Origin of the sequence: Caulobacter segnis (assembly GCF_023935105.1) — a bacterium.
Lineage (GTDB): Bacteria > Pseudomonadota > Alphaproteobacteria > Caulobacterales > Caulobacteraceae > Caulobacter > Caulobacter segnis_B.
Genome location: NZ_CP096040.1, coordinates 2,298,600 through 2,320,682, shown reverse-complemented (window position 1 = coordinate 2,320,682; position 22,083 = coordinate 2,298,600). Strand labels below are relative to the sequence as shown.

Genomic DNA, 22,083 nt, shown 5'->3' with positions numbered 1-22,083 from the left:
CGCGCCTTAGCCGATTTGCACCGCCCGGCGACGGGCGACTGGGTGAGAACTGAACGACGCATGGAAGAGCGCACGATACGCGCGCGAAAGCGCGCCGCGGGTGGGGCCGTGACGATCCAGGCGGTGGCGGCCCGGGCCAACGTGTCGGCGATGACCGTGTCCCACGTCCTCAACGGGACGAAGCGGGTGCGCGAAGAGACCCGGCACGCGGTTCTCGATGCGGTCAAGACGCTGGGCTACGTGCCCAACAAGGCCGCGCGGCAGCTGGCTTCGGCCAACGCCATCCAGATCGGCATCGTCTATCGCAACGCCGAGAACGAGTTTCTCAGCGCCATGCTCGTCGGCTGCCTCAACGCCGCGGCCAACCTCGGCGCTCAGGTGCTCCTACGCAAGTGCGACACGCTGGAGGTGGACGACGCCATGGAGGCGGTCGACTGGCTGGTGCGGGGCGGCGCCAACGCCCTCCTGCTCAATCCCCCCTATTGCGAGCTGCTGAGCGACGCCGGCGTCACCGACCGCATCGACGTGCCGATCTCGGCCATCGCCCAGGGCGATCCCCTTCCCGGCATCGACTGCGTGGGCGTCGACGAGCGGGCGGCGGCCTGCGACATGACCACCCACCTGATCGAGCGCGGCCATCGCCGGATCGGCTTCGTCACTGGTCCGCAAGGCCAGATGGCCACCCGCGCACGCCTTGACGGCTATCGGCTCGCCTGCGCCAAGCACGGCATCGAGATCGATCCCGAGCTGATCGCGGCCGGGAACTACTCGTTCGGATCGGGGCTCGCCGCCGGCGAAGCCCTGCTGAACCTCCGCACGCCGCCAACGGCGATCTTCGCCAGCAACGACGACATGGCGGCGGGCGTCAGCCTGGTCGCTCACCAGCGCGGCCTGAAGATCCCCGAGGACCTGGCCATCGCCGGCTTCGACGACGCGCCGATCGCCGCCAAGATCTGGCCCCCGCTCTCGACCGTGCGCCAGGACGTCGAGGCGCTGGCGCGTCGCGGTGTCGAGATGCTCGTCGATCGCCATCGGGCCAAGCTTGGCAAGGCCAGGGAGACCGTCGCGATCGAAGACGCCCGCGCCGAGCGGAAGCGCCATCAGGTCATCGCTCGCGGCTCGACCTGACAGCGCGCCCGATCCTAGGCGACGATCACCTCGACGCTGGCCAGGTCGCGAGATGACGCCCCCACGAAGACCTTGTAGGCGCCGAGCTCCAGCTTCCAGTCGTGATGCGTGGGATCGCGCCAGCGCAGGGTTTCGAGCGGAACGCGGAGCTCGACCACCTTGGCTTCGCCCGCCGCGAGGGCGACCCGTGTGAAGGCGCGCAGGGTGCTCAGCGGACGCTCGGCCGCAACGCCCGGCGGACCGATGTAGCACTGCACCACCTGCTCGCCGGCGACGTCGCCGGTGTTGGCGACCTGGATGCTGGCGACAATCTCGTCGCCTTCCCGCCACGCCCGAAGCTGGCTTTGCGCGTAGCGCGTGTAGGACAGGCCGTGGCCAAAGGGATAGCGCGGCTCGATCGCCTCGCGATCGAACTTGGCGTATCCGTGCCAATAGCCGTACTCGATGCTGTCGGCGTCGGCGTCGAAGAACGGATAGTCGCCGGCGTCGCGGGCCACCGTGAACGGCAGGCGGCCCGAGAAGTTGGCTTGGCCCAGCAGCAGGTCGGCCAGGGCCACGCCGCCCTCCATCCCCGAATAGAAGCCCAGCACGATCGCATTGGCCGCCTCGCGCCATTCCTCGACCATGACCGCTGAACCCGCCACGATCACGACGATGACCGGCTTGCCCGACGCGGCGGCGGCGCGGATCAGCGCGACCTGTTCTTCGGGAAGGCCCAGCGACGCCCGATCCCCGCCGATAGGGCGATCGGAGATGCTGGTGCGAGGGCCAACGCCCTTCGGCGAAGCGTCCTTGTCGGCGCCGAGGGCGATATCGCCGATGATGTACTCGCCCTCCTCCTCGGCCGTATAGCCGACGACGACGACGCAGGCGTCGGCCTGGCCTGCGACGGCGGCGACCGCGACCAGGTCGCTCTCGTCGGCATGCAGCACGCGGTCCTCGCCCAGCGCCCGTTGCAGGCCGATCAGGGGCGTGACGACGTACGGCGGCTTGACCCGGCTGGAGCCGTTGTCGCCGACATTCGGAAGCGCGGCCAGCCGCCCCAGGACGGCCAGCTTGCCGAGCTTGCCCGCCGCCAGCGGCAGGACGCCATCGTTCTCGAGCAGCACCGCCGCCTTGGTCGCGGCTTCGCGCGCCAGGGCGATATGGCGCTCGGACGCGACCAGACGCTCGTCATAGACGGGCAGCGGATCCGTCCGCCGCGCAAAGCGGATCTGGATGCGCAGAATGCGCAGGCAGGCTTCGTCCACGACCGCCTCGGCGATCTCGCCATTCTCGACCGCCGCCACAAGAGCTTCGCCGAAAACCAGCGGCTCGGGGTTTTCGATGTCCAGGCCAGCCGCCGCGCCGCGCACCTCGCGCACGCCGCGCACCCAGTCGGAATGGGTGAAGCCGTCGAAGCCCCACTCGCCGCGCAGAATGTCCGTCAGCAGTTCGTGGTGATGACCGCAGTACTCGCCGTTGACCTTGTTGTAGGCCCCCATGACCGAAGCCACGCCCGCGTCCAGGCAATAGCGGAAGTGGGGCAGATAGACCTCGTGCAGCGTCCGCTCGTCGATGCGCACGTCGACCTTGAAGCGCGCGTTCTCCATCGAGTTCACCGCGAAGTGCTTGACGGTGCCGATCACGTTGTGGGCCTGGATCCCCGCGCCGAGGGCTGCGCCCATGACGCCCAGGTGCCAGCTGTCCTCGCCATAGGTTTCCTGCGCCCGTCCCCAGGCGGGATGGCGCAGAAGGTTGATGCAGACGGCGCCGGTGAAGGTGCAGCCACGCGCGCGCGCCTCGATGCCGATCACCTCGCCGATCCGGCGCTCGAGGTCGGCGTCGAACGTCGCCCCGCGCGCCATCGAACAGGGAAAGCAGGTCGAGCCCTCGCGGTTCACGCCGCGCGGTCCGTCGGTGAACAACAGCGGCGGAACGCCCAGCCGCGCATTGCCGCTGCCGGCGCGATAGGGCCGGGCGCCCCAGACGCGGTTGTCTTCGGCGAGCTGGGTGAAGAAGCCACGCCCGGACATCATCTCGACCTTTTCGGCGAGGGTCATCTGGGCGATGAGGCCGCGGGCGACCTCGTCCTCGGCGCCTTCCATCGGCACATCCCAGCCGGTCGCCGCGCCCTGGGTCGGCGGGGTGTCGATCGAAAGCATCGGGGAGAACTCTCCAGTCTCGAAAAATCGGAAGCGACGTCTCAGGCCGCGTCGGGTTGGTTTCGCGGCGCGGCGCGTTGGAAGACCTCGAGCGCGTCGCAGGCCGCCTCCACGGCCAGCAACCGCGGCCAACGAAGCTCGGCGCCGAAACGTCGCGCGTTGCCCAGCTGGGGGATCAGGCAGATGTCGGCGAGGGTGACCGCGTCGCCGAAGCAGAACGGCCCCTCTTCGCGCGCGGCTCTCTGTTCGCAGACGTCCAGGCCCGCCTGGATGGTCTCCCGCGCCCAAGCGACGGACGCCTCTTCGCTGCCCGTCAGGGCCTCGACACGCCGTAGGACCTTCAGGTTCTGAACCGGATGCACGTCACAGGCGATGGCCTGGGCGAAGGCTCGGACCTGGGCGCGGCGGACCGGATCGCGGGGCAGCAGCGGCGGCTCGGGATGGATCTCGTCCAGATATTCGCAGATCGCCAGCGACTGGGTCAGCACGACGCCGTCGGAAAGCTCAAGCGCTGGCACCAGCCCCTCGGGATTGAGCGCCAGATAGGCGGCCGACCGCTGCTCGCCCTCGCGCAGGACGTAGGTCCGGCTTTCATAGGCCAGGCCCTTCAGGTTCAGGGCGATGCGGACCCGGTGCGAGGCGCCCGAGCGGAAGAAGCCGTGCAGCAGCACCGGCTCAGTCCTCGGCCGGTGGGCCGATGGTGACCACGCAGTCGGAGAGGCCGGCGATGGTGACCACGATCCTGTCGCCCGGAACCACGGCGCCGACGCCCGCGGGCGTGCCGGTGTAGATCAAGTCGCCCGGCTCAAGGCGGTAGAACCGCGAGACGTAGGCGATGACTTCATTCACCGACCAGATCAGCTCGGCCAGGTCGGCGTCCTGCTTCACCGTGTCGTTGACGGCCAGGCGAATGGCGCCCGAAGTCAGTTCGCCGGTCTCGGCGATCGGATGGATCAGGCCGATGGGCGAGGATTGCTCGACGTTCTTTCCGGTGTCCCAGGGCCGGCCCTTTTCGCGGGCGACCAATTGCAAGTCCCGACGCGTCATGTCGAGGCCGATCGCATGGCCGTAGATATGGCTCGCGGCGTCCTCGACCGCGATCCGGCGGCCGCCCTTGCCGATAGCCACGACCAGCTCGGCTTCGTAGTGGAAGTTCTCGGTCTCACCGGGATAGGCGATCTCGGATCCGCTGGGGACGACCGTTTCGGCCCACTTGGTGAAGAAGAACGGCGGTTCGGCGTCGGGATCGCGCCCCATCTCCCGCGCGTGGGCGGCGTAGTTGCGCCCAATGCAGAAGACTCGGCGGACCGGGAAGGCCTTGCCGTCGGTGGTCTTGACGACCGGAGCGGCCGGAACGTCGAACAGAACGCTCATTGAGATTCCTCTTTGTACAGACCAAGCTTTTGCTGGGAGGCCTTGTCCGAATAGGCGAACAGCACCAGGTCCTCGTCGGCTTGCAGGACCAGCGATTGCCAGCACGGGACGACGAACACGTCGCGCTCGCGAAGCTCGACCTCGGTGTCGCCGATCCGCGCGCGCCCCCTGCCCTCGCACACGACGAAGACGGCGCCGTCGGTGGCGCGGCGCGGGCGGGTCTCGAAGCCGGCCGGGATCAGCCGGACATGAGCCGAGATCGTCGGCAGCACGGGCCCGCCATCGGCCGGATTGGTGAACTCCAGGGCGTGACCGAGATGCGGATCGATCGCCGCGCTCTGGGCCATCACGGTCAGCGCCTGGCGCCATTGGACATAGGGATAGTGGAACAGCGGACGCTCGGCGGGCCGGCGGTCTGCGGCCGATCCGCGGAAGGGCCTCAGGTTGCCCCCATAGGTGGCCAGGGTCGCGCCGGCGGGCGCGGTCTCGGGATGGACTTTGTCGTCCAGCCGTTCGGAGAAGGTCGTGTCGAAGATCCGCACGGTCGGGATGTCCAGGCCGTCGAGCCAGATCATCGGCTTGTCGGAGGGATTGCCGTGATCGTGCCACTGCCAGTTGGGCGTCAGCACCAGGTCGAAGGGGTTCATCACCGCCTTCTCGCCGTCCACCGTGGTGTAGGCGCCGCTGCCTTCCATCACGAAGCGCAGCGCGCATTGGGTATGGCGGTGGCAGGGCGCGATCTCGCCGGGCAGGATCAGCTGCAGGCCGGCATAGAGGCTGCCGGTGATCGCCGACTGTCCCCGGATGCCAGGGTTTTCCAGCACCAGAACCCGGCGTTCGGCCTGTTCGGCGCTGATTAGGTCCCCCGCGCGCATCAGATAGCCGCGCGCCTCATCGTAGGACCACCTGTGGGCGATGGCCTGCGGACGGGGCTCCGGCTTGACCAGGGCCGCCAGCACCTCCCACAGCGGCGTCAGGGCGCTGGGGTCCATCTCGCGGTACAGATCCTCGAGCTGCGATCGCTGGTCATTGGGCAGATGCGTGGTCATGGCCGGGCTCGATCGTTCAGGCGTTGGTGGAAGTCTTGAGGGCGTGGCTGTAGCCCCGCAGCCCGATGAGCAGCATCACCACCGACAGCGGCGAGGCGATCGCGCAGGTCACCGAAATGGCTTGCGGCAGGCGGCTCGGGTCGTGGAACCAGTAGTCGGTCACCACGGCCACGGCCGTCGGGCCGAGCGCCGCGCCGATCAGGTTGATCGTCAGGAGGTAGCCCGCCGAGACCAGCGCCCGCATGCGGTTGGGCGTCAGCTCCTGCAAGGCCGCCAGACCGCCGCCGAAGTTGAAGCCGGCGAAGAAGTTCATCAGGCCGATCAGGCCCAGGGACAGCCCCGCCGTCGGCATCAGGGGAAAGCTGACGGTGATCGGGATCAGGGCGACGAAGCCGAACACCGCCGTCAGCAGGTTGGCCTTGTCGTGTCCGCGCTTGCGCAGGAGGCTGGCCACGAAGCCGCCCGTCAGCGCGCCGGTGGTGCCGCAGAGGAACACAACCAGGCCGTACGAATGGCCGATCTCGGCCGTGGTCCATCCGAACTTGCGGGTCAGGAAGGCCGGGATCCAGGCGCCGGTGCCGTTGCCGACGAAGATCATCAGCGCAAAGCCCAGACCGATGCCGACATAGGCGCCGGCATGACGGCCCAGGTGGCGGAACAGCTCGCCGAGGCTAGCGCGCTCGGCCGCTCCCGCCTGGCCCGTCGCCGACATTCGCGCCGGCTCGCGTACGGTCAGCAGCAGCAGCGACAGCAGCAGGCCCGGGACGCCCAGCAGCAGGAAGACGATGTGCCAGCCCTTCACCGCCCCGAGCAGCGGCAGGGTCACGAGGCTTTCGGGCGGGATCACGGTGGCGATCAGGCCGCCGATCAGGAGCGCGCCGGCGCCGCCCAGATAGACGCCCATCTGATAAACGCCCATGGCGGCCGGCAGCCGCTCCTTGGGAAAATAGTCGGCCAGCATCGAATAGGCCGAGGGGCTGAAGCCTCCCTCCCCCGCCCCGACGCCGACCCGCGCCAGGAACAGCATGGGGAAGTTGCGCGCCAGACCGCAGAGCGAGGTCATCAGGCTCCAGATCGCCACGGACGCCACGACGATATTGCGGCGGTTCGAGCGATCGGCCAGCCATGCGACGGGAAGGCCCACGGCGACGTAGAAGATCGTGAAGCTCAGCCCGTAGAGCAGGCTGATGGCGGTGTCGGAAATCTGCAGATCCTGTTTGATGGGCTGGACCAGCAGCGCCAGCGCCTGGCGGTCGATGAACGCCAGGGTGTTGGCCAGCATCAGGATGACGGCCGCGTACCAGGCCGAGGCCGGCGAAGGCCAACGCGGCTGCCCGTCCGAGGCGGGATTGGATGTCTGCTGGTTCACGCTCTGCTCCCCGATCATGGTCTGTCGACGCCGACCGCGCCGCCGTGGTGGCGGGCGATCGGCGTCAAGGATGTCAGAAGCGATAGCCCAGGGTAGCGCCGAAGTAGCGGTCGGCGTCCTTGGGAATGTTGGCCCACAGGTCGTAGGGCGTCGCGGCGGCGGTCAGGATCGTGCCGTGGTTCAGCTGCGAGTAGTAGGTCTTGTCGAAGACGTTCTTGGCGAACGCGGTCAGGCTGATCTTGCCCGTCGACACGCCGACGCTGAGATCGACCTGGGTGTAGCCCTTCTGCTCGAGCAGCGGATCCTGGTTGATCTGGAAGATCTGGCGCGATTGGTAGTTGATGTTGGCCTGCACGAACGCCCGCCAGTCGGCGTTCAGGTCGAAGTCGTAGCGCGGAGCCAGGTTGACGCGATAGCGCGGGGCCAGCGGCAGCTTGCCGCCCTTCACGTCGATGATCGGGCTGGACGTCGTGGTGACGCCGCCGCTGGTGGTCTGGCGCTTGTAGCAGGTGTTGACCGGGTAGTTGGCCGCGAAGGTCTGGGCCGCGGCCTGCTGCTGGAAGGCGCAGGTCTGGCCGTTCACGTCGATCGTGGCGTCCAGATAGGTGAAGCCGACCGGGATCGACAGGCCGCTGACCGGACGCCAGGTCGACTCGATCTCGAAACCCTGCGAGCGCGATTGGCCGGCGTTCAGCAGACGGACCTGGAAATTGCCGTTGGTCTGGTCGATCGCCTGGACCTGCAGGTTGGCGAAGTCGGTGCGGAAGACAGCGATGTTGACGTCGAGCTTGCCGTCCAACGTGCGCGTCTTCAGGCCGATCTCGTAGGCGTCGACATGTTCCGGGTTGAGACCCTTGTTGTCCGAGAAGGTGGTGCCCGCGTCGATGTCCAGCGCGAAGGCCTTATAGCCGCGGGTGTAGCTCGCATACATGTTGGTGTTGCGGTTGAACTCGTAGCGCAGGCCGGCCTTGCCGGTGACGGCGGTGTCGTCGCGCGTCGAGGTCCCGCTGTCGTTCGTCAGGCCCGCGAACGGCAGATCGCCCGCGACCACCGGCACATAGCGGTTCCCTGTCACGGTCTGCTTCTCATAGGAGACGCGCAGGCCGCCCAGGACGTGCAGGCCGGCCACGAGGTTGTAGTCGGCCTGGCCGAAGATCGCCGAGCTCTTGCTCTTGAAGTTGCCGCGGAAACCCGACGAAAGGCCCGTTTGGGCGCCGGTGCAGGTCTGGCCGATCACGCCCGAGGCGCAGCGGACCTGCCGGCGATCCAGCCCCCGGTCCATGTCCAGGCCCGCCAGATAGACACCCGCGACATAGGTCAGCGGCGTCGAACCGTTGGACGCGATCCGCAACTCTTCCGACCAGGCGTCATAGGCGGTCGACGAAGCGTTGGCGTTCCACTGCGCGTAACCGAAGTTGCCGACGTAGCGAACCGGGTTCGAGACGATCTGGTCGGGCTCGAACTGGTCCTTGGACTTCCAGTGCTGATAGGCCGAGATCGAGGTGATGGTCGCTTGGCCTAGATCATAGTCAGTCTGCAGCGACACGGACGCCAGCTGGCTGAAGCTGTAGCTGGCGTCGTCGTTGGACACCTGGCGGTTGTCCGGCGAAGCGACGATCGAGCCGAGCAGCGTCTGAATGGCCGGCGTGACCACCTTCACCGGCACGCGCGAGCAGCAGTTGGCGTCGATCTCGCGAACCTCGGCGGTCAGCAGGGCCGTGAACGGACCGCCCTTGTCCAGCTCGAGCTTGCCGCGCACGCCCCAGCTCTCGAAGCCGTTGGTGTCCTTGCCGGTGGCCACGTTGCGGATGAAGCCGCCGACATGGTTGTAGAAACCGCTGACGCGGCCGTTCAGCCCCTCGGCGATCGGTCCGGTGACGGTGCCCTTGATGCGGTACTCATTGTCCTCGGCGATCGTCGCGTCGACCTTGCCGTTGAAGTAGTCGTCGGGCTTCAGGGTGACGATGTTCAGGACGCCGGCGGTGGCGTTCTTGCCGAACAGCGTCCCCTGCGGGCCGCGCAGCACCTCGATGCGCTCGATGTCCGCCAGGTCGGCGAAGCCCTGGGCCGAACGCGCGCCGACCACACCGTCGACGACGACCGACACGGCTGGCTCGACCGCCTGGCCGAACAGCTGGGCGCCGACGCCACGGACACGGAAGGTGCTGTTGTTGGGGTTGTTGCCCTGCTGGAAGCTCAGCGACGGAACGGCCTTGCTCAGCGAGGCGGTGTCGTTGATCTGCGCCTTTTCCAGGGCGTCGGCGCTGACGGCGCTGACGGCGATCGGCACTTCAACGAGGCGCTCGGAACGCTTCTGGGCCGTGACCACGACTTCGCCGACCTCGGCGACATCGGGCTTGGCCGCGGCAGCGTCCTGCGCGAACGCCGACGACGCGCCCAGCGCGGTCGCCATCACGATCAGGCTGGCGGAACAGCGAAGAATGACGGTCTTAGAGCGATGATGGCTCATTTGAATCCTCCCCTAGTGGCGCGCCGCCTGTTTCGGCGGCTTTCGGGCAATCCAGATTTGGATTACCGCTAAACCTTCATCAGACATGAGGCATCGGCGTCATCGTGTCAAGACGCATTAGGTTGAGCGCTAAACCGGAATGAGGGTCTAAGCCTGGGGTGGCCAGTTAGCGCTACTAGCGGGGGGCGTATCCTGGCGGGCCCTTGCGATGAAGAGGGGCCGTTGGCTTGTCGCGCCGATCACGCGACGGTTGCGCTATGCCGGGAGGGACCCGAAACGCCTCGGTTCTGGAGATCGTTGATCGGGCTGAACTTGGCGCCGCCCCGGTTGACCAGCCCATTGTGGAAGGTGCTGCCCGGGATCACCACGCCCGAGCCTACCGGATCGGTATAGGTGGCGTAGGTGGTGAACGGATTGCCTGTCACGAACCGGCTGTCATAGGCGATCCCGAAATAGCCGGCCTCGGCCTGGAGGTTGGTCGAGCCCGGACCGGTGACGGACAACAGCTGGTCGGCCGGATTTTCGGACTGGTCGTGGGTGTAGTCGGCCGAGACCGTCAGGCGGACGCGATCGTTCGGCGCGATCAGAAGCGAGCCCTTGACGGCGCGAACGTCGTCGCCGCCCTGGTGGCCGGTGGTGCAGTCGCTCGGCGCGAAATTGCTGGCCTGCTTGGAGGTCACGGCCGTGATCGCGATCGGGGTGGCCTGCTGATTGGTGGCTTGGCGCGTGGCCGTGACCACGATCTCCTGGATTTCGGAGCTCGGCTCGGCGGGGGATGCCGTCGTCGATGCGGTCTGCGCATGAACGGTGGGAGCTAAAAGCGTAAGCGCCAGCACGGACGCCGACATAAGAATGCCATTCCTGGCCAGGAACTATCCCTCCATTTTTGTTTATCTATGCCTGGACCGACTTCGTCGCCGCGCCTCGCGGATATTCATCGACCCGCAACTATCCTATCCAAGATCGATCGATGAACTTGCCCGTACCGGCGCTTCGGCTTGTGATCAGGCGCGCCCGGCCATGACGCTTGGCTGGCTGGAGGCGGCTGTTGCCTTAGCGGAAGCGGTGAATGGCGTTCCGCTGGGTGGAGAAGTCCGCGGCCGCGAACGTCCCGAAGGTCGCGCCTCCTATGAGCGGCTCAACCTGTAAGCGCTCGAACAGCTGGCCCATGCCCGGCTTGCTTGCGCGTCCAGCCAAAGTTAGAGGCTGAACCCTTCGTTCGGGGACCCGCCATGTCGGATCGCAAGTATACCGCGCCCGCCCTCGAGAAGGGTCTGGATATTCTTGACCTCCTGGCTGGGCAGGGCCAGGCGATGACCTTGTCCCAGATCTCGGTCGCCCTGGAGAAATCGGTCAGTGAGATCTTCCGGATGGTCCAGGTCCTGGAGTTCAAGGGCTTCATCGAGACATCGCCGGCCGGAGACGGCTACGCCCTGACCAACCGCCTGTTTCGGTTGGGCATGGCGCGCGCGCCGGTCAAGAACCTCCTCGAGGCGGCCCTTCCGCTGATGCGCGAACTGGCCGCGCAGGTCGAACAGTCCTGCCACCTGGCCCAGGCCTCGCGCGAGCAGATCGTGGTCATCGCCCGGATCGAGAACCCAGGCTACTACGGCTACTCGGTGCGCACCGGCCATCGCCGCGATATCGTGGCGGCGACCTCGGGCATGGTGCTCTACGCCTTCCAGCCGCCGCCGGTGCAGGCCCGATGGCGGGACGTGATCTTCAAGGACGTGGCGCCGGACGATCAGGCGGCCTTCCTGGCCAATGCCAGCCAGGTCGCCCGGCAAGGCTATTGGCGGGCCGAAAGCGACCTGGTGCCCAACATCATCGACATCTCCGCGCCGATCATGACCGGCGGAGCGGCGATCGCGGCCCTGACCATGCCCTATCTGTACAAGCGCGGCGTCCGGCCGGTCGACGAGATCATCGACGACGTACGGGAGACGGCCGCGGCCATCTCCCGGGAAGTGCAAGGGACGGCCTAGCTCCCGCCGCGCCTCAGATGACGCCGTCGATGCGGAGTGCGACGCCGAAGGGGTGCATCGCGCGCTCGGGAACCGAGACGTGCAGTCCCGTGGCGTCCTGGCGATAGGCCAGCGGCGCGTTGTCTCCCGCCAGAGTGACCCGCCGCACGGGCCGACGCGCATGCGGCCCGCCCTTGGCCAGCGCCTTCACCGACACCTGACCATCGCGCGGCGTCCCCAGCGCAATGGCGTACAGGCTCTTGCCCTTGGTCGTGAAGCGGATGTCGGCCGGGGTGAAGGACTTCTGCTTGGCCTCGTTGAACATGCCGCTCATCACTTCGGTCGGCCCCTCGCCATAGATCACCCAGGGCCGGGTGCCATGGATCGCGTCGGAGAACCGCGCCATCCAGCCGCCGATCTCCTGCACGATCCGGCGCTCCTCGGAATCGATCGTGCCGTCGGGCCGCACCGGCACGCTCAGCAACAGGTTGCCGTTCTTGGAGACGATGTCGCATAGCCGATGCACCACCTCGGACGCGGGCAGATAGCGCTTCTTCTCGAAGATCTCGCGATCGTAGTGCCAGGCGCCGATACAGGTATCGGTTTGCCAGGCGATCGGGCTGATCTCGCTGCGAAGGCCGCGCTCGACATCGGGCACGACGCCCGGGACCAGTCGGCCATGTTCTGGCTTGATGTTGATGACCGCCTCGAGCTTGCCGCCATTCCACTGGCGCGAGGCGTTGTAGAAATGGGCGGCGATATCCAGGCCGGCCTGCTCCAGCGGCAGGTCGAAATTGTCGAAATAGACGAGATCGGGCTTGTAGCTGTCGATCAGGTCCTTGCAGCGCAGGTACCATTGGCGCGTGAAGGCCGGATTGCTCAGCGGCGCCGTCTCGGTCCAGACCCGATCATTGGCCTCGTGCCATTTGTTGGCCTCGGCCACGCTGGCCAGGCCGTCGGGCATGACCATGGCCGGCCCGCCATAGAGCTGCTGTGGATCCAGCCCCTCCCACCACTTGCCCTTGCCGTCGACCGCGTAGAGCTTGAAGGCGTCGTAACGCTGACCCTGGCGGGGGCCTTCTGGATCGTAGCCATAGGCGGGCTGGAACCAGTGCCAGGCATGAGCCGAATGGTTCGAAACGCCGAAGCGCAAGCCACGCCGACGAGCGGCCTTGCTCCAGATGCCGATGATGTCCTTCTTGGGTCCCAGGCGGACCGAGTTCCAGTCGTGGAACTTCGAGTCGAAGGCGTCGAAATTGTCGTGGTGGTTGGCCATGGCCACGAAATACTTGGCGCCGGCGCCCGCATAGAGATCCAGCAGGTCGTCGGGGTTCCAGTTCTCCGCGCGCCACTTGGGATAGAGGTCGATGAAACCTGTGTCGGCGGGATGGCCGTAGGTCTTGCGGTGATGCTCGTAGGCGCGCTGCCCCGGCAGATACATGTTGCGCGCGTACCAGTCTCCGGCTTCCGGCACGCACTGCGCGCCCCAATGGGCCCAGAGCCCGAACTTGGCGTCACGGAACCAGTCGGGCGCGGCGTAGCCCGCGTTCAGCGACTCCCAGGACGGCTTGAACGGCCCGTCGGCGACCCGGTCGAAGCCCGAGGGGGCCAGTTGGCTGCCTGTCGCGGGAAACGCGCCCGCCGCGCCGACGGCAGCCAAGCCGCCAAATAGCGCGCGCCGATTGGGAACCATGAGCCGCTTTCTCCCCAGATATTTTTGTATGCGAAGAATATTTCATATGTGGAATATCGGCGCAATAGCTGGGCGGCGTCGCCTGAGGTCTGACCACTCGCGGACGTGGGTTGGGCGCGCACCCACTACCCTGGGCCGAAAGACGTCCAAAAATGTCTCTGATTTCAATGCTGGAAGGGGTAAATTCCAGGGCGCGGCCGCCTCTCAAATTGCCTGGCAACTTGCCAAGCCGAGCTGGGTTGCGCTTATAGATTCCGCGCATCCCCAGGAGTTTCACGCTCATGCCCTCGGACGAGCCGGACAACAAGCCGATCACGCGATCGGCGAGAGGGTCTGGCCGACGCCTGCGCGGCGCTGTCGCCCACTATCTTGGCACGGCGATCGTCTCTGGACAGATCGCTCCCGGAGAGACCCTGAGCGGCGAAATCGCCAATGCCGAAGCCCTGGAGGTCTCGCGTAGCGCCTATCGCGAAGCCGTTCAGGTGCTGACCGCAAAAGGCCTGGTGGAAAGCCGCCCCAAGGCGGGCACGCGCGTGTTGCCGCGCAGCCGCTGGAACGTGCTGGACCCGACCGTGCTGGCCTGGGCCTTCGCGGCCGAGCCGGACCTGGGCTTCGTGCGCGACCTTTTCGAGCTGCGCGCCGTTGTCGAACCCGCCGCGGCGCGTTTCGCGGCCGAGCGCCGGGACAAGGACGACATCAAGGCCATGCGCGAAGCCCTGGCCAGGATGAAGCGGCACACCCTGGCGACCGAGGCGGGGCGGATGGCCGATCGCGAATTCCATGCCGCCCTGCTACGCGCGACCCACAACGACGCCATGATCGCCCTCAGCGCCAGCATCAGCGCCGCCGTGAGCTGGACCACCGAGTTCAAGCAACGCTCGCGCGCCCTGCCCCGCGATCCGGTGCCAGACCACGCCCGGGTCTGCGACGCCATCGCCGCAGGCGATCCCGATGCGGCCAGCGCGGCGATGCGCGCGCTGGTCGACCTGGCGTTGGACGACACGCGCCTGGCCATGTAGCCAGACCTAGGGCCTACGGCCTGCCTAAGGTGAAACTGTCGATGTCGAGGCGCCCGTCCCCGCCCTTGGGATTGTAGCAGAACAGGCCGTACTGCTCGCCCTGGAAGGTGCCCGTCCGCCAATCGAACGCCAGCGGGAAGTCACCCGGCATAGGCACCCAGGCCTTGCCGTCCAGGCTGTAGCTCAGCGCGCTCTTGTCGGTGGTGAAGTCCATCGTCACCGACAGCCACAGATCCGTCAGCGGCGCGGGACGCGGTTCCGACCGCGATACGATCTTGGGACCCTGCGTCGTGCTTTCGATCAGGCGCGCACTCACCTGGCCCTGCCCGTCGACGGTCCGAGTAACCACCAGTTGGCTGGAAAACTTGCCGAATGTGCCCAGGCCGCATTCGTCGCCGACCGCCAGCCCCCGCACATCCAGCTTGGCCACGCCCCGGCTGCGCGGACCCTGCCCTTTCTGCACGAGCGTGTTGCGGGCGGTCCAGAAGCCGTCGCTGGTCGTCGCCTTCAGCCGCATGAACCCCGGCCGCTCAGTCAGCGACCAGCGCCGGTCGTCCGGATTATGGTTCCACTGCCACTGACGCCCCAGCACGGCCCGCGAGAAGTCGTCGGAGCTGGGCGGCTCCTGGAATGGCTTGCCCAGGATCGGTTTGGCGGCGCTTCTGGGCACGCGCCCCGGCGCCTCAGGCGTTCCCCACACCGGCCAGTCGTCTTGCCAGAAGACCGGGCTGATATTGGTCACGCGGCCGACCGCGCCAGCGTCGAGCATCACGAAGCCGTACCAGCCGCCATCGGGCAGATCGACCAAGGCGCCCTGGTGACCACCTGTCTTGTCGTCGATCTGGGGGCGCGTTTCCCAAGGCCCCGTCAGGCTTTTCGCCCGCGAGACCGTCAGCCCCAGACGCGAGGGAATGGCGTTGAACAGATAGTACCAGTCGCCGCGCCGGATCACCTTCGAGCCCTCGGCGCCCTTGTTGAAATGGACGACGCGGGCGTCGACGACGGCGGACAGGTCGGCGTTCAGGCTGAGCAGCGTGATCGTCCCGTCCGAGCCGATCGAGGTGAAGACATAGGCCTTGCCGTCGTTATCGATGAACAGGCCAGGATCGAAGGCCTCGCGGTCGAGTTCACGCATGGACCAGGGTCCGGTGATCTTCGCGGCGGAGTAGATCCGCGTCTTGCCGCCGACCGGGGTGACGGCGATGTAGAAGCGGCCCTCGTGATAGCGGAGGCTGGGCGCGTAGACGCCATGCCGGTAGTCGCCGCCATCGACGAGATCATACTTGGGATTGCCCGTCAGACGCGGCATGACGTGGCTGGCGATGTCCCAGTTCACCAGGTCCTTCGAGTGCAGGATCACGAGGCCCGGCGTGTTCAGGAAGGTTGTCGAGGCGAAATAGAAGTCCTCGCCGACCCGGATGATGTCGGGATCGGGATAGTCGGCGTTGAGCGGCGGGTTGGAATAGGTTCCGCGCCCGGAATCGGACCGCCAGACCTGGGCCACCGCGCCCGAGGCCCCCGCGACGACCGCCAGGCCCAGCAAGCCTGACAGGATCATGCGCGCCGTGTTGGCCGCTTTCGTCGCCTTGTTCATCACGCGCGCCCCAGCAGCGGTCGCGTCGCGGACGGCGCCACGAGGCGCATATCTGAATGACTTTTCATATATAAGATCTTTCTCATCAGCGGAAATCCGTTTGACCACGCACGGGCCGCTCTCGTATTTTTCGGGTGAGTGAATTCGAGACGCCGATGCCGTCGTTTGCCCCGTTGCGGACTGGTCAAGCCACGCCTCTGGGGCGTCGCGCGCCGCATCGACTGGCCTACGTGCTTCTGAACCGCATCAAGGCGGGCGTCTTTGCCCGAGGCGACTGGTTGCCGACCGAGCACGCGCTTATGGCCGAATTTCCGGTCAGCCGCACGACGCTGCGCGAAGCCCTGATCATCCTGGAGTGTCTGGGCGTGGTCGAGTCTCACCATGGCGTGGGCAGCCAGGTGATCAGCGGTCGCCTTGAGAACGAGGGCCATGGATCGGCCTTCGACCTGGTCGCCCTGCTCCAGGCCTGCCGCGCCTTCGAGGTCGAGGCCGCCGGCCTGACGGCAAGTCTTGACGAGAAGGAGTCGGCACCGCTCAGGCCCTGCCCCAGCCTCTCCGGCCCGATCACCACCGAGGCCTGCCGCGATTTCCACACCGGCCTGGCCCGCGCCACCGGCAATGGCGCGATCTCGATTTCCATCGCGCAACTGTGGGACGCCGCAGTGGCCCGGCCGACGATCCGGGATCCTTTGAACGTGGCGCTGGCGCGCGAGGGGCGGGCCGTTCGCGCGCGACAGACCATGGTCGTAGACGCCCTCATGCGGCGCTCGTCCCTTGAGGCGCGCCACGCCGTCGGAGCGCTGTTCGACACCTATCTCGCCGCGGTGGTGGACATCGAAGAGCAAGACCGCCTCACGCGAATACCCCTGGATGGGATTCATGGCCGCCAGCGCTGGAACCGCGGCGCGATCGCCGCCGCCCCATCGCGCTTGGCCAGGATGAAGACCTAGGCGCCTCCTAGCGCGTCCCGAAGGCCAGGTTGTCGCTGAAGAACGGCAGGACATGATCCTGCAACCGCAACGGCACGCCGCTGGTGTGGTCGCCTGGATAGACCTCGAAGCTGTTGCGAAGACCATAGCGATCCAGCACCGCGTGCAGCTTGGCCGCGTCCGTCCTCAGCCCGTCGCGGTCGCCGACATCGATGGCGATGGCCTTGTGGCGGCCGAGCGCCGAGATGTACTGGTCGACAAAGGCCAGGGGCGCGTTGGCGGCCCACTTGGCCAGCACGTCCGGCCGCGCCACGCCGTTCTCGACCGGCAAGTCCAGGAATAGAGGCGGCTTGTCAGGATTGGGCGACCAGGCGGCGGCCGTGGCCAGTTGCGCGCGCAGTCCCCACGGCAGCTTCTTGGCGTCTTCCAGCGTCTTGACCTGGGCCAGCGCCGCGTCGCCGGCACCTCCGGGCGGACCGGCATCGCGCGGCGACAGGCAGCAGGGACTCATCATGTAGAGCGCGCCGAACACGTCCGCATGCCGCATGCCGATGCGGCTGGCGCCGTAGCCGCCCATCGAATGTCCCACCAGCCCACGACTCTCGCGGACGGGCAAGGTGCGATAGTGCTTGTCGATATAGGCGACCAGGTCCCGGGCGATGAAGGCCTCGAAATCGCCGGTGGTGCGCGAGCTCGAATACATCGACCCATTGTGGACGGTCTTGCTGTCCGGCAGCACGACGATCATTTCGCGCGCGCCCTTGGCGAAGGCGCCTTCGATGGTCTGGGGCGCGTGGATTTCGCTGATCCATTGCTCGGCACCGATCGAATAGCCGTGCAGGGCGTAGACCACCGGATAACGTCGCTTGGGATTGGCGGCGTAGCTCGGGGGCAGCACCACGAAGACGTCCCGGTCGGCGCTCTCCCCTTCGAGATTGCCCTCGACGCCAGCCGAGTGGACCTTGATCTTCTGGACGGTAGCCGGCTTGGCGCCCGCCACCGGCGCCGGCGCGGGGGTCGCCACCTGGGCGCTGGCGACACTGGACATGGCCAGCAGCACCGCCGTCGCCAGCAATCCAGCCGTGGTCCAAGCGCCGTTCGAGCGTCGGTCGCGCCCAACCTTGATGATCATCCGATCCTCCCCGCCGCGCCTTCAAGCCTCTTGCCCAGCGCGATCTGTTAGCGCTACCATTTGTCCGGCAAATTCTGGATGTGTCAATCGTCCTGATGGTGGTGGGGCGTCTTCGAACCCTGCTCACCTGCTGTGAACACGAATAGCTCTCAGGGCGACACGCTTCGAAGCCGGAGCGCGAAACCTCATAAAAACGCAGAGTAATAGGGAGGAGTCGAATGCGATATGGATTGCTGCTGGCCGCGTGCGCCAGCCTGACGGCGCCGATGTCCGCGGCGCTCGCCGCGCCGCCGGTGAAGGTGGCCATCGATGGCGCCAGCCGCGCCAAGCCGGTGACGAAGTACGAGTACGGCATGTTCATCGAGCCCATCGGCGGGCTGGTGGCGCGCACGCTGTGGGCCGAGATGCTGGACGACCGCAAGTTCTACTATCCGGTCGTGGCCCCAGCCTTCGACAAGCCGCCGCCCCTCAACGCCGAGGGGCGTCCGGGCGTCAGCTATCGCAAGTGGCGGCCGGTCGGCGGCGACATGGCCGTGACCATGGACGCCAAGGCGCCCTATGTCGGCGAGCAGAGCCCCCGGGTCGCGGTCGATGCTTCGGTGCGCAAGGGCCTCTCGCAAGCCGGGATCGGCCTGGCCAAGGGCAAGCGCTACGACGGCTATGTCGTGTTCGACGGCGACCCGGGCGCCAAGCTCGAAGCGGCGCTCGTCTGGGGACCTGGCCCCGACGAACGGCAGGTCGTCGCCCTCCCCTCGCCCAGCGCTGCGTGGCGCAAGACGGAGATCAGCTTCACCGCGCCTGTCGACACGGCCGATGCGCGACTGGAGATCACCGGACTGGGTTCGGGATCCTTCCGCGTCGGCGTCGTGTCGCTGATGCCGGCCGACAACATTCGCGGCTGGCGGGCCGACACCACGGCCATCGCCCGGTCGCTGAACTCGGGCATGTGGCGCCTGCCCGGCGGCAACTTCCTGTCGGACTGGGACTGGCACAGCGCCATCGGCCCGCGTGACAAGCGGCCGCCGATGTTCGACTACGCCTGGAGCGCGATGCAGCCTGACGACATCGGCATGGACGAGTGGATGGATCTGACCAAGATCATTGGCGTCGAGCCCTATGTCACGGTCAATGCGGGTCTGGGCGACGCCAACTCGGCCGCCGAGGAGGTGGAATATCTGAATGGTCCGGCGACCAGCGTCTGGGGATCCCGCCGCGCCGCCAACGGCCACCCCGAACCCTATGGCGTGAAGTTCTGGAACATCGGCAACGAGCCCTACGGCTGGTGGCAGATCGGCAAGACGTCGCTCGAGTACTTCATGATCAAGCACAACGCCTTCGCCAAGGCCATGCGGGCGGTCGATCCCTCGATCACCCTGATCGGCTCGGGCGCCATGCCCGACCAGGGTCACCCCAAAGGCACGAAGGAGAACGCCTCGCTCGAAAGCGTCGCGCCGAAATTCGGCGGCGAATGGGACTGGACAGGCGGACTGCTCGACAAGGCCTGGGGCAATTTCGACGGCGTTTCCGAGCACTGGTACGATCAGCCGGAAGTCCGCCCCGACGCGCCGGAAGACGCCGAACTGATCGAATACGCCCGCTCGCCGTCCAACCAGGTCCGCATGAAGGCCGAACAGTGGAAGATCTACCAGCAGCGCTTCCCGGCGATGAAGGACAAGGCGATCTTCCTGTCGATCGACGAGTACGCCTACTTCGGCCAGGTGAATCTGAAGTCGGCCCTGGCCTACGCCATGGTGCTGCAGGAGATGCTGCGTCACACCGATTTCCTGACCATGAGCGCCTTCACCACCGGCGCCTCGACGATGGACATCACCCCGACCGACGCGGTGCTGAACTCGACGGGCCAGGTCTTCAAGCTGTACGGCCAGCGCTTCGGAGCCGGCGTCACGCCGGTGTCGGTCCAGGGCGACGCGCCGCAGCCTGAGCCGCGCTATCCAGTGGGCTTCAACCATCCCAAGGTGCGGGCCGGCAGCCCGACCTATCCGCTCGACGTCATCGCGGGCCTCAGCCCGGACGGCAAGTCGCTGCGGATCGGCGTGGTCAACCCGACCTTCGCCCCCCAGACCGTGAAGCTGGACCTCAAGGCCCTCGCCGTTCGCGGCGCGGGTCGCAAGTGGGTGCTGGGCGGGGCTTCGCTGAAGGCCGAGAACAAGGTCGGCGCGCCAGCCGGGGTCACCGTCGCCGAGAGCGCCGCGCCACTCCCAGGCGCTGGCCTCGTCGTTTCGCCGATCTCGGCGACGGTGTTCGAATTCCCGATCGCCGCAAAATAGGTTGGAGGACGCCGGCCACGCCCGGCCGGCGTCCTAACCGCCGCGCAGCGTCTTCATGACGATCGCGCGGATGCGGCCATAGTTTTCCGCCAACGGCCCGAGCAGGCCATGGCGCTCTACCGGCATGTGGGCCAGGGGATGGCCGTCCGGCCGGAAGACATAGTGGTCGAAGAACGCCCGCCACGCCGCGCGCTCGGCCGGCGGGCGCTCGGCGATGGCGATCATCGCCAGCATCATGGTCACGTAGGGCGCGTCGGGCCCCGCCGCGAAGGCGTCCCACCAGTAGTTGACCAGCAGGTTCGCCGGCTCCAGGGCCTCGACCTGATGCCACCACAGCTTGGGCAGATAGAGCGCGTCGCCAGGTTCCAGCTCCACGACGATCGCTCGGTTCGCCGCCGCGCCGAAACGGGGATAGCGCGGATCGTCCAGCCCCGCGCTCGCGGCCAGGCTGGTCGGCTGGCCAGCCAGGGTATGGTCGATCGGTCCGACGTAGAGATCGCCGATGGCGTCGGGCGGATACAGCGTGAACCGTCGCCGCCCGGCGATCACGCAGGCCAGATTGTCGAAGCTGTCATAGTGGCAGGCGATGCGGCTGGCGTTGCCCAGCCACAGACGAGGCCGGGCCAGGACCGGCAGGAAGCTCGCGGGATTGTCGTTCGCGAACCCCGGCGCATAGTCGTCGGCAGGCAGCGAGCCCATGTAGACGCTGGCCAGGCCGGGATCGGCGGCGGCCGCGCCGATGCGCTCCAAGGACTGTGCCAGGGTCAAGGAGGCGCGCTCGAAGTTGAAGCCGCCCGCTCCCTCGCCATAATCGTAACGGCCGGCGATCGCTGGCGCGCCGATGAAGGCCTGCCCCTTCAGCCCGGCGTCCAGGCTGGCGAGATAGGCGGACAATGCCGGCCAGCCCCGCCGGCCCGCCTCGACGACGGGCCATGGGCGGCAAAGGCCAGGCAACAGGACCGGCGCGCACTTGGCCGCGACCGCCTGGGCGAACGCCGCCGCCCCGCCCTGGTCGAGCCGGGCGGGATCGACGACCTCGATATCGGCCGCCCCCTCGCGCCTCATGCGGCGATCTTTTCGTTCCGCAGCTTGGCCAGGCGGCTGACCTGCTTGAGAGAGCCCGCCATGGCGTAGATCAGCTGCAGATAGCCGCGGCGGAAGAAGTCCACCGCGGTCGCGTCGTCTAGCTCGCCCAAGGCGTCGAGGCTGATGGTGTACAGTCCCGCCAGGCGCAAGGTCCGCCCGTCGTCGAACGACAGGTCGACGTCCACGGGTTCGACCAGTCGCGCCGCGACCGCCGCCTCGATGAAGGCGTCCGTCTCCGGCACGCCAGCGTTCAGCTGCGCCAGGGCGTGCTGCACGCGCCGCAGGGCCGGAGCGGGCCGCCCGTCGTCCTCGAACAGCGCCGCGCCCGAAGTGACGGCGAACCGCGGGTGCTGGGGATCGATCGCCATGGCGCCGTCGGACGTGACGAAGAAGCCCAAGCGAACCAGATCGAGAGGCGTGAACAGCCGCGCTTCGCCCTGGCCGTTCGAGGTCAGATCCTCTCCCGGTTCGAAGCCGAACAACGCGCCAGCGTAAAATCGGCCGGTCTCGGCGTTCTTGGTCAGGAAGATCGGGCAGACCGCCGCGGCGGCAACAAACTCGCTGGCGACGATCTGTACGAAGTGCGGGCTGCTGGACGGGAGGTCGCCCAGATGGAGGCCGGCGTGCTGCTCGGCGTTCAAAAGCTCCAGCGTCGCCGCCATGGTTTCTTCCTCCCATTCCATACACGGACCGCGCGAGCGGCCTTCTGTTCTATGCCCACGCGGCCTGGACCGCGAGACGCTCGTTGCATCGATAATTACACCGACAAATAAATATTGATACCGGTACCTTTTGGCGTTAGCGTCCTCTCAATAACAAAAATATGCGCAGGGAGGCTATGATG

18 protein-coding genes are annotated in these 22,083 nt (G+C 67.1%); 6 read left to right on the top strand and 12 right to left on the bottom strand.

Annotated elements, in window-relative coordinates; all coding sequences use genetic code 11:
• Positions 1 to 108: 108 nt before the first annotated feature.
• Positions 109 to 1,128: a LacI family DNA-binding transcriptional regulator gene (locus MZV50_RS11185; protein WP_252634652.1), complete on the top strand. Its 1,020-nt coding sequence runs from the start codon at positions 109 to 111 to the stop codon at positions 1,126 to 1,128.
• Positions 1,129 to 1,142: 14 nt separating this feature from the next.
• Here MZV50_RS11185 and MZV50_RS11180 read toward each other — a convergent pair whose 3' ends face one another.
• The 7 genes from MZV50_RS11180 to MZV50_RS11150 all read right to left on the bottom strand — a co-directional run bounded on the left by MZV50_RS11180 (position 1,143) and on the right by MZV50_RS11150 (position 10,274).
• Positions 1,143 to 3,272 (bottom strand): beta-glucosidase family protein, encoded by a 2,130-nt coding sequence (locus MZV50_RS11180; protein WP_252634650.1) that lies wholly within the window; start codon positions 3,270 to 3,272, stop codon positions 1,143 to 1,145.
• Positions 3,273 to 3,313: 41 nt separating this feature from the next.
• On the bottom strand, positions 3,314 to 3,943 hold the full coding sequence (gene maiA / locus MZV50_RS11175) for a maleylacetoacetate isomerase (protein WP_252634649.1): 630 nt from the start codon (positions 3,941 to 3,943) through the stop codon (positions 3,314 to 3,316).
• Positions 3,944 to 3,947: 4 nt separating this feature from the next.
• Complete coding sequence (locus tag MZV50_RS11170; protein ID WP_252634647.1) at positions 3,948 to 4,646, bottom strand: fumarylacetoacetate hydrolase family protein; 699 nt, start codon at positions 4,644 to 4,646, stop codon at positions 3,948 to 3,950.
• On the bottom strand, positions 4,643 to 5,695 hold the full coding sequence (gtdA, locus tag MZV50_RS11165; RefSeq protein WP_252634645.1) for a gentisate 1,2-dioxygenase: 1,053 nt from the start codon (positions 5,693 to 5,695) through the stop codon (positions 4,643 to 4,645). Before gtdA ends, MZV50_RS11170 begins: the two co-directional genes overlap by 4 nt.
• A 16-nt stretch (positions 5,696 to 5,711) precedes the next feature.
• Positions 5,712 to 7,064, bottom strand: coding sequence for an MFS transporter (locus MZV50_RS11160; protein WP_252634644.1), 1,353 nt, complete (start codon positions 7,062 to 7,064; stop codon positions 5,712 to 5,714).
• A 73-nt stretch (positions 7,065 to 7,137) separates the two neighbouring features.
• Complete coding sequence (locus tag MZV50_RS11155) at positions 7,138 to 9,534, bottom strand: TonB-dependent receptor (protein ID WP_252634642.1); 2,397 nt, start codon at positions 9,532 to 9,534, stop codon at positions 7,138 to 7,140.
• A 239-nt stretch (positions 9,535 to 9,773) separates the two neighbouring features.
• Positions 9,774 to 10,274, bottom strand: a complete 501-nt coding sequence (locus MZV50_RS11150; protein ID WP_252634640.1) for a hypothetical protein — start codon at positions 10,272 to 10,274, stop codon at positions 9,774 to 9,776.
• Between the two features lie 112 nt (positions 10,275 to 10,386).
• Here MZV50_RS11150 and MZV50_RS11145 point away from each other — a divergent pair, with 112 nt between their 5' ends.
• Together MZV50_RS11145 and MZV50_RS11140 are read left to right on the top strand one after the other, a co-directional pair.
• Positions 10,387 to 10,683 (top strand): hypothetical protein, encoded by a 297-nt coding sequence (locus MZV50_RS11145; RefSeq protein WP_252634638.1) that lies wholly within the window; start codon positions 10,387 to 10,389, stop codon positions 10,681 to 10,683.
• A gap of 83 nt (positions 10,684 to 10,766) precedes the next feature.
• On the top strand, positions 10,767 to 11,519 hold the full coding sequence (locus MZV50_RS11140; protein ID WP_252634637.1) for an IclR family transcriptional regulator: 753 nt from the start codon (positions 10,767 to 10,769) through the stop codon (positions 11,517 to 11,519).
• 13 nt (positions 11,520 to 11,532) lie between these two features.
• On the opposite strand, the gene MZV50_RS11135 is transcribed toward MZV50_RS11140, so the two are convergent.
• A complete protein-coding gene (locus MZV50_RS11135; RefSeq protein WP_252634636.1) occupies positions 11,533 to 13,191 on the bottom strand; it encodes an alpha-L-fucosidase in 1,659 nt (552 codons plus the stop codon).
• A gap of 281 nt (positions 13,192 to 13,472) precedes the next feature.
• Between MZV50_RS11135 and MZV50_RS11130 the strand changes: the two genes are divergently transcribed.
• Positions 13,473 to 14,210 (top strand): FadR/GntR family transcriptional regulator, encoded by a 738-nt coding sequence (locus tag MZV50_RS11130; protein ID WP_252634635.1) that lies wholly within the window; start codon positions 13,473 to 13,475, stop codon positions 14,208 to 14,210.
• A gap of 13 nt (positions 14,211 to 14,223) precedes the next feature.
• On the opposite strand, the gene MZV50_RS11125 is transcribed toward MZV50_RS11130, so the two are convergent.
• Positions 14,224 to 15,804, bottom strand: a complete 1,581-nt coding sequence (locus MZV50_RS11125; protein ID WP_252634634.1) for a glycoside hydrolase family 43 protein — start codon at positions 15,802 to 15,804, stop codon at positions 14,224 to 14,226.
• A 155-nt stretch (positions 15,805 to 15,959) separates the two neighbouring features.
• Here MZV50_RS11125 and MZV50_RS11120 point away from each other — a divergent pair, with 155 nt between their 5' ends.
• A complete protein-coding gene (locus MZV50_RS11120) occupies positions 15,960 to 16,754 on the top strand; it encodes a FadR/GntR family transcriptional regulator (RefSeq protein WP_252634633.1) in 795 nt (264 codons plus the stop codon).
• Positions 16,755 to 16,761: 7 nt separating this feature from the next.
• Here the strand turns inward: MZV50_RS11120 and MZV50_RS11115 are convergent, their stop codons facing one another.
• On the bottom strand, positions 16,762 to 17,865 hold the full coding sequence (locus MZV50_RS11115) for an alpha/beta hydrolase (protein WP_252634632.1): 1,104 nt from the start codon (positions 17,863 to 17,865) through the stop codon (positions 16,762 to 16,764).
• Positions 17,866 to 18,083: 218 nt separating this feature from the next.
• Here MZV50_RS11115 and MZV50_RS11110 point away from each other — a divergent pair, with 218 nt between their 5' ends.
• Entirely contained in the window at positions 18,084 to 20,153 is a 2,070-nt protein-coding gene (locus MZV50_RS11110) for an alpha-L-arabinofuranosidase C-terminal domain-containing protein (RefSeq protein ID WP_252634631.1), read from the top strand.
• A 33-nt stretch (positions 20,154 to 20,186) separates the two neighbouring features.
• Here the strand turns inward: MZV50_RS11110 and MZV50_RS11105 are convergent, their stop codons facing one another.
• Both MZV50_RS11105 and MZV50_RS11100 read right to left on the bottom strand, forming a co-directional pair.
• The gene (locus MZV50_RS11105; RefSeq protein WP_252634630.1) at positions 20,187 to 21,218 is read right to left on the bottom strand and encodes a cupin-like domain-containing protein; all 1,032 of its coding nucleotides are present in this window, start codon (positions 21,216 to 21,218) and stop codon (positions 20,187 to 20,189) included.
• The gene (locus MZV50_RS11100; protein ID WP_252634629.1) at positions 21,215 to 21,901 is read right to left on the bottom strand and encodes a SapC family protein; all 687 of its coding nucleotides are present in this window, start codon (positions 21,899 to 21,901) and stop codon (positions 21,215 to 21,217) included. The genes MZV50_RS11105 and MZV50_RS11100 overlap by 4 nt, the downstream gene beginning before the upstream one ends.
• Positions 21,902 to 22,083 lie beyond the last annotated feature (182 nt).

What these genes read in the sequence shown, in the direction of transcription:
- MZV50_RS11130 (WP_252634635.1), top strand. Translation starts at nt 13,473, where the DNA reads ATGCCCTCGGACGAGCCGGACAACAAGCCGATCACGCGATCGGCGAGA.
- MZV50_RS11140 (WP_252634637.1), top strand. Translation starts at nt 10,767, where the DNA reads ATGTCGGATCGCAAGTATACCGCGCCCGCCCTCGAGAAGGGTCTGGAT.
- MZV50_RS11135 (WP_252634636.1), bottom strand. Translation starts at nt 13,191, where the DNA reads ATGGTTCCCAATCGGCGCGCGCTATTTGGCGGCTTGGCTGCCGTCGGC.
- MZV50_RS11125 (WP_252634634.1), bottom strand. Translation starts at nt 15,804, where the DNA reads ATGAACAAGGCGACGAAAGCGGCCAACACGGCGCGCATGATCCTGTCA.
- gtdA (WP_252634645.1), bottom strand. Translation starts at nt 5,695, where the DNA reads ATGACCACGCATCTGCCCAATGACCAGCGATCGCAGCTCGAGGATCTG.
- MZV50_RS11145 (WP_252634638.1), top strand. Translation starts at nt 10,387, where the DNA reads ATGCCATTCCTGGCCAGGAACTATCCCTCCATTTTTGTTTATCTATGC.
- MZV50_RS11100 (WP_252634629.1), bottom strand. Translation starts at nt 21,901, where the DNA reads ATGGCGGCGACGCTGGAGCTTTTGAACGCCGAGCAGCACGCCGGCCTC.
- MZV50_RS11105 (WP_252634630.1), bottom strand. Translation starts at nt 21,218, where the DNA reads ATGAGGCGCGAGGGGGCGGCCGATATCGAGGTCGTCGATCCCGCCCGG.
- MZV50_RS11115 (WP_252634632.1), bottom strand. Translation starts at nt 17,865, where the DNA reads ATGATCATCAAGGTTGGGCGCGACCGACGCTCGAACGGCGCTTGGACC.
- MZV50_RS11170 (WP_252634647.1), bottom strand. Translation starts at nt 4,646, where the DNA reads ATGAGCGTTCTGTTCGACGTTCCGGCCGCTCCGGTCGTCAAGACCACC.
- MZV50_RS11180 (WP_252634650.1), bottom strand. Translation starts at nt 3,272, where the DNA reads ATGCTTTCGATCGACACCCCGCCGACCCAGGGCGCGGCGACCGGCTGG.
- MZV50_RS11120 (WP_252634633.1), top strand. Translation starts at nt 15,960, where the DNA reads ATGCCGTCGTTTGCCCCGTTGCGGACTGGTCAAGCCACGCCTCTGGGG.
- MZV50_RS11155 (WP_252634642.1), bottom strand. Translation starts at nt 9,534, where the DNA reads ATGAGCCATCATCGCTCTAAGACCGTCATTCTTCGCTGTTCCGCCAGC.
- MZV50_RS11110 (WP_252634631.1), top strand. Translation starts at nt 18,084, where the DNA reads ATGCGATATGGATTGCTGCTGGCCGCGTGCGCCAGCCTGACGGCGCCG.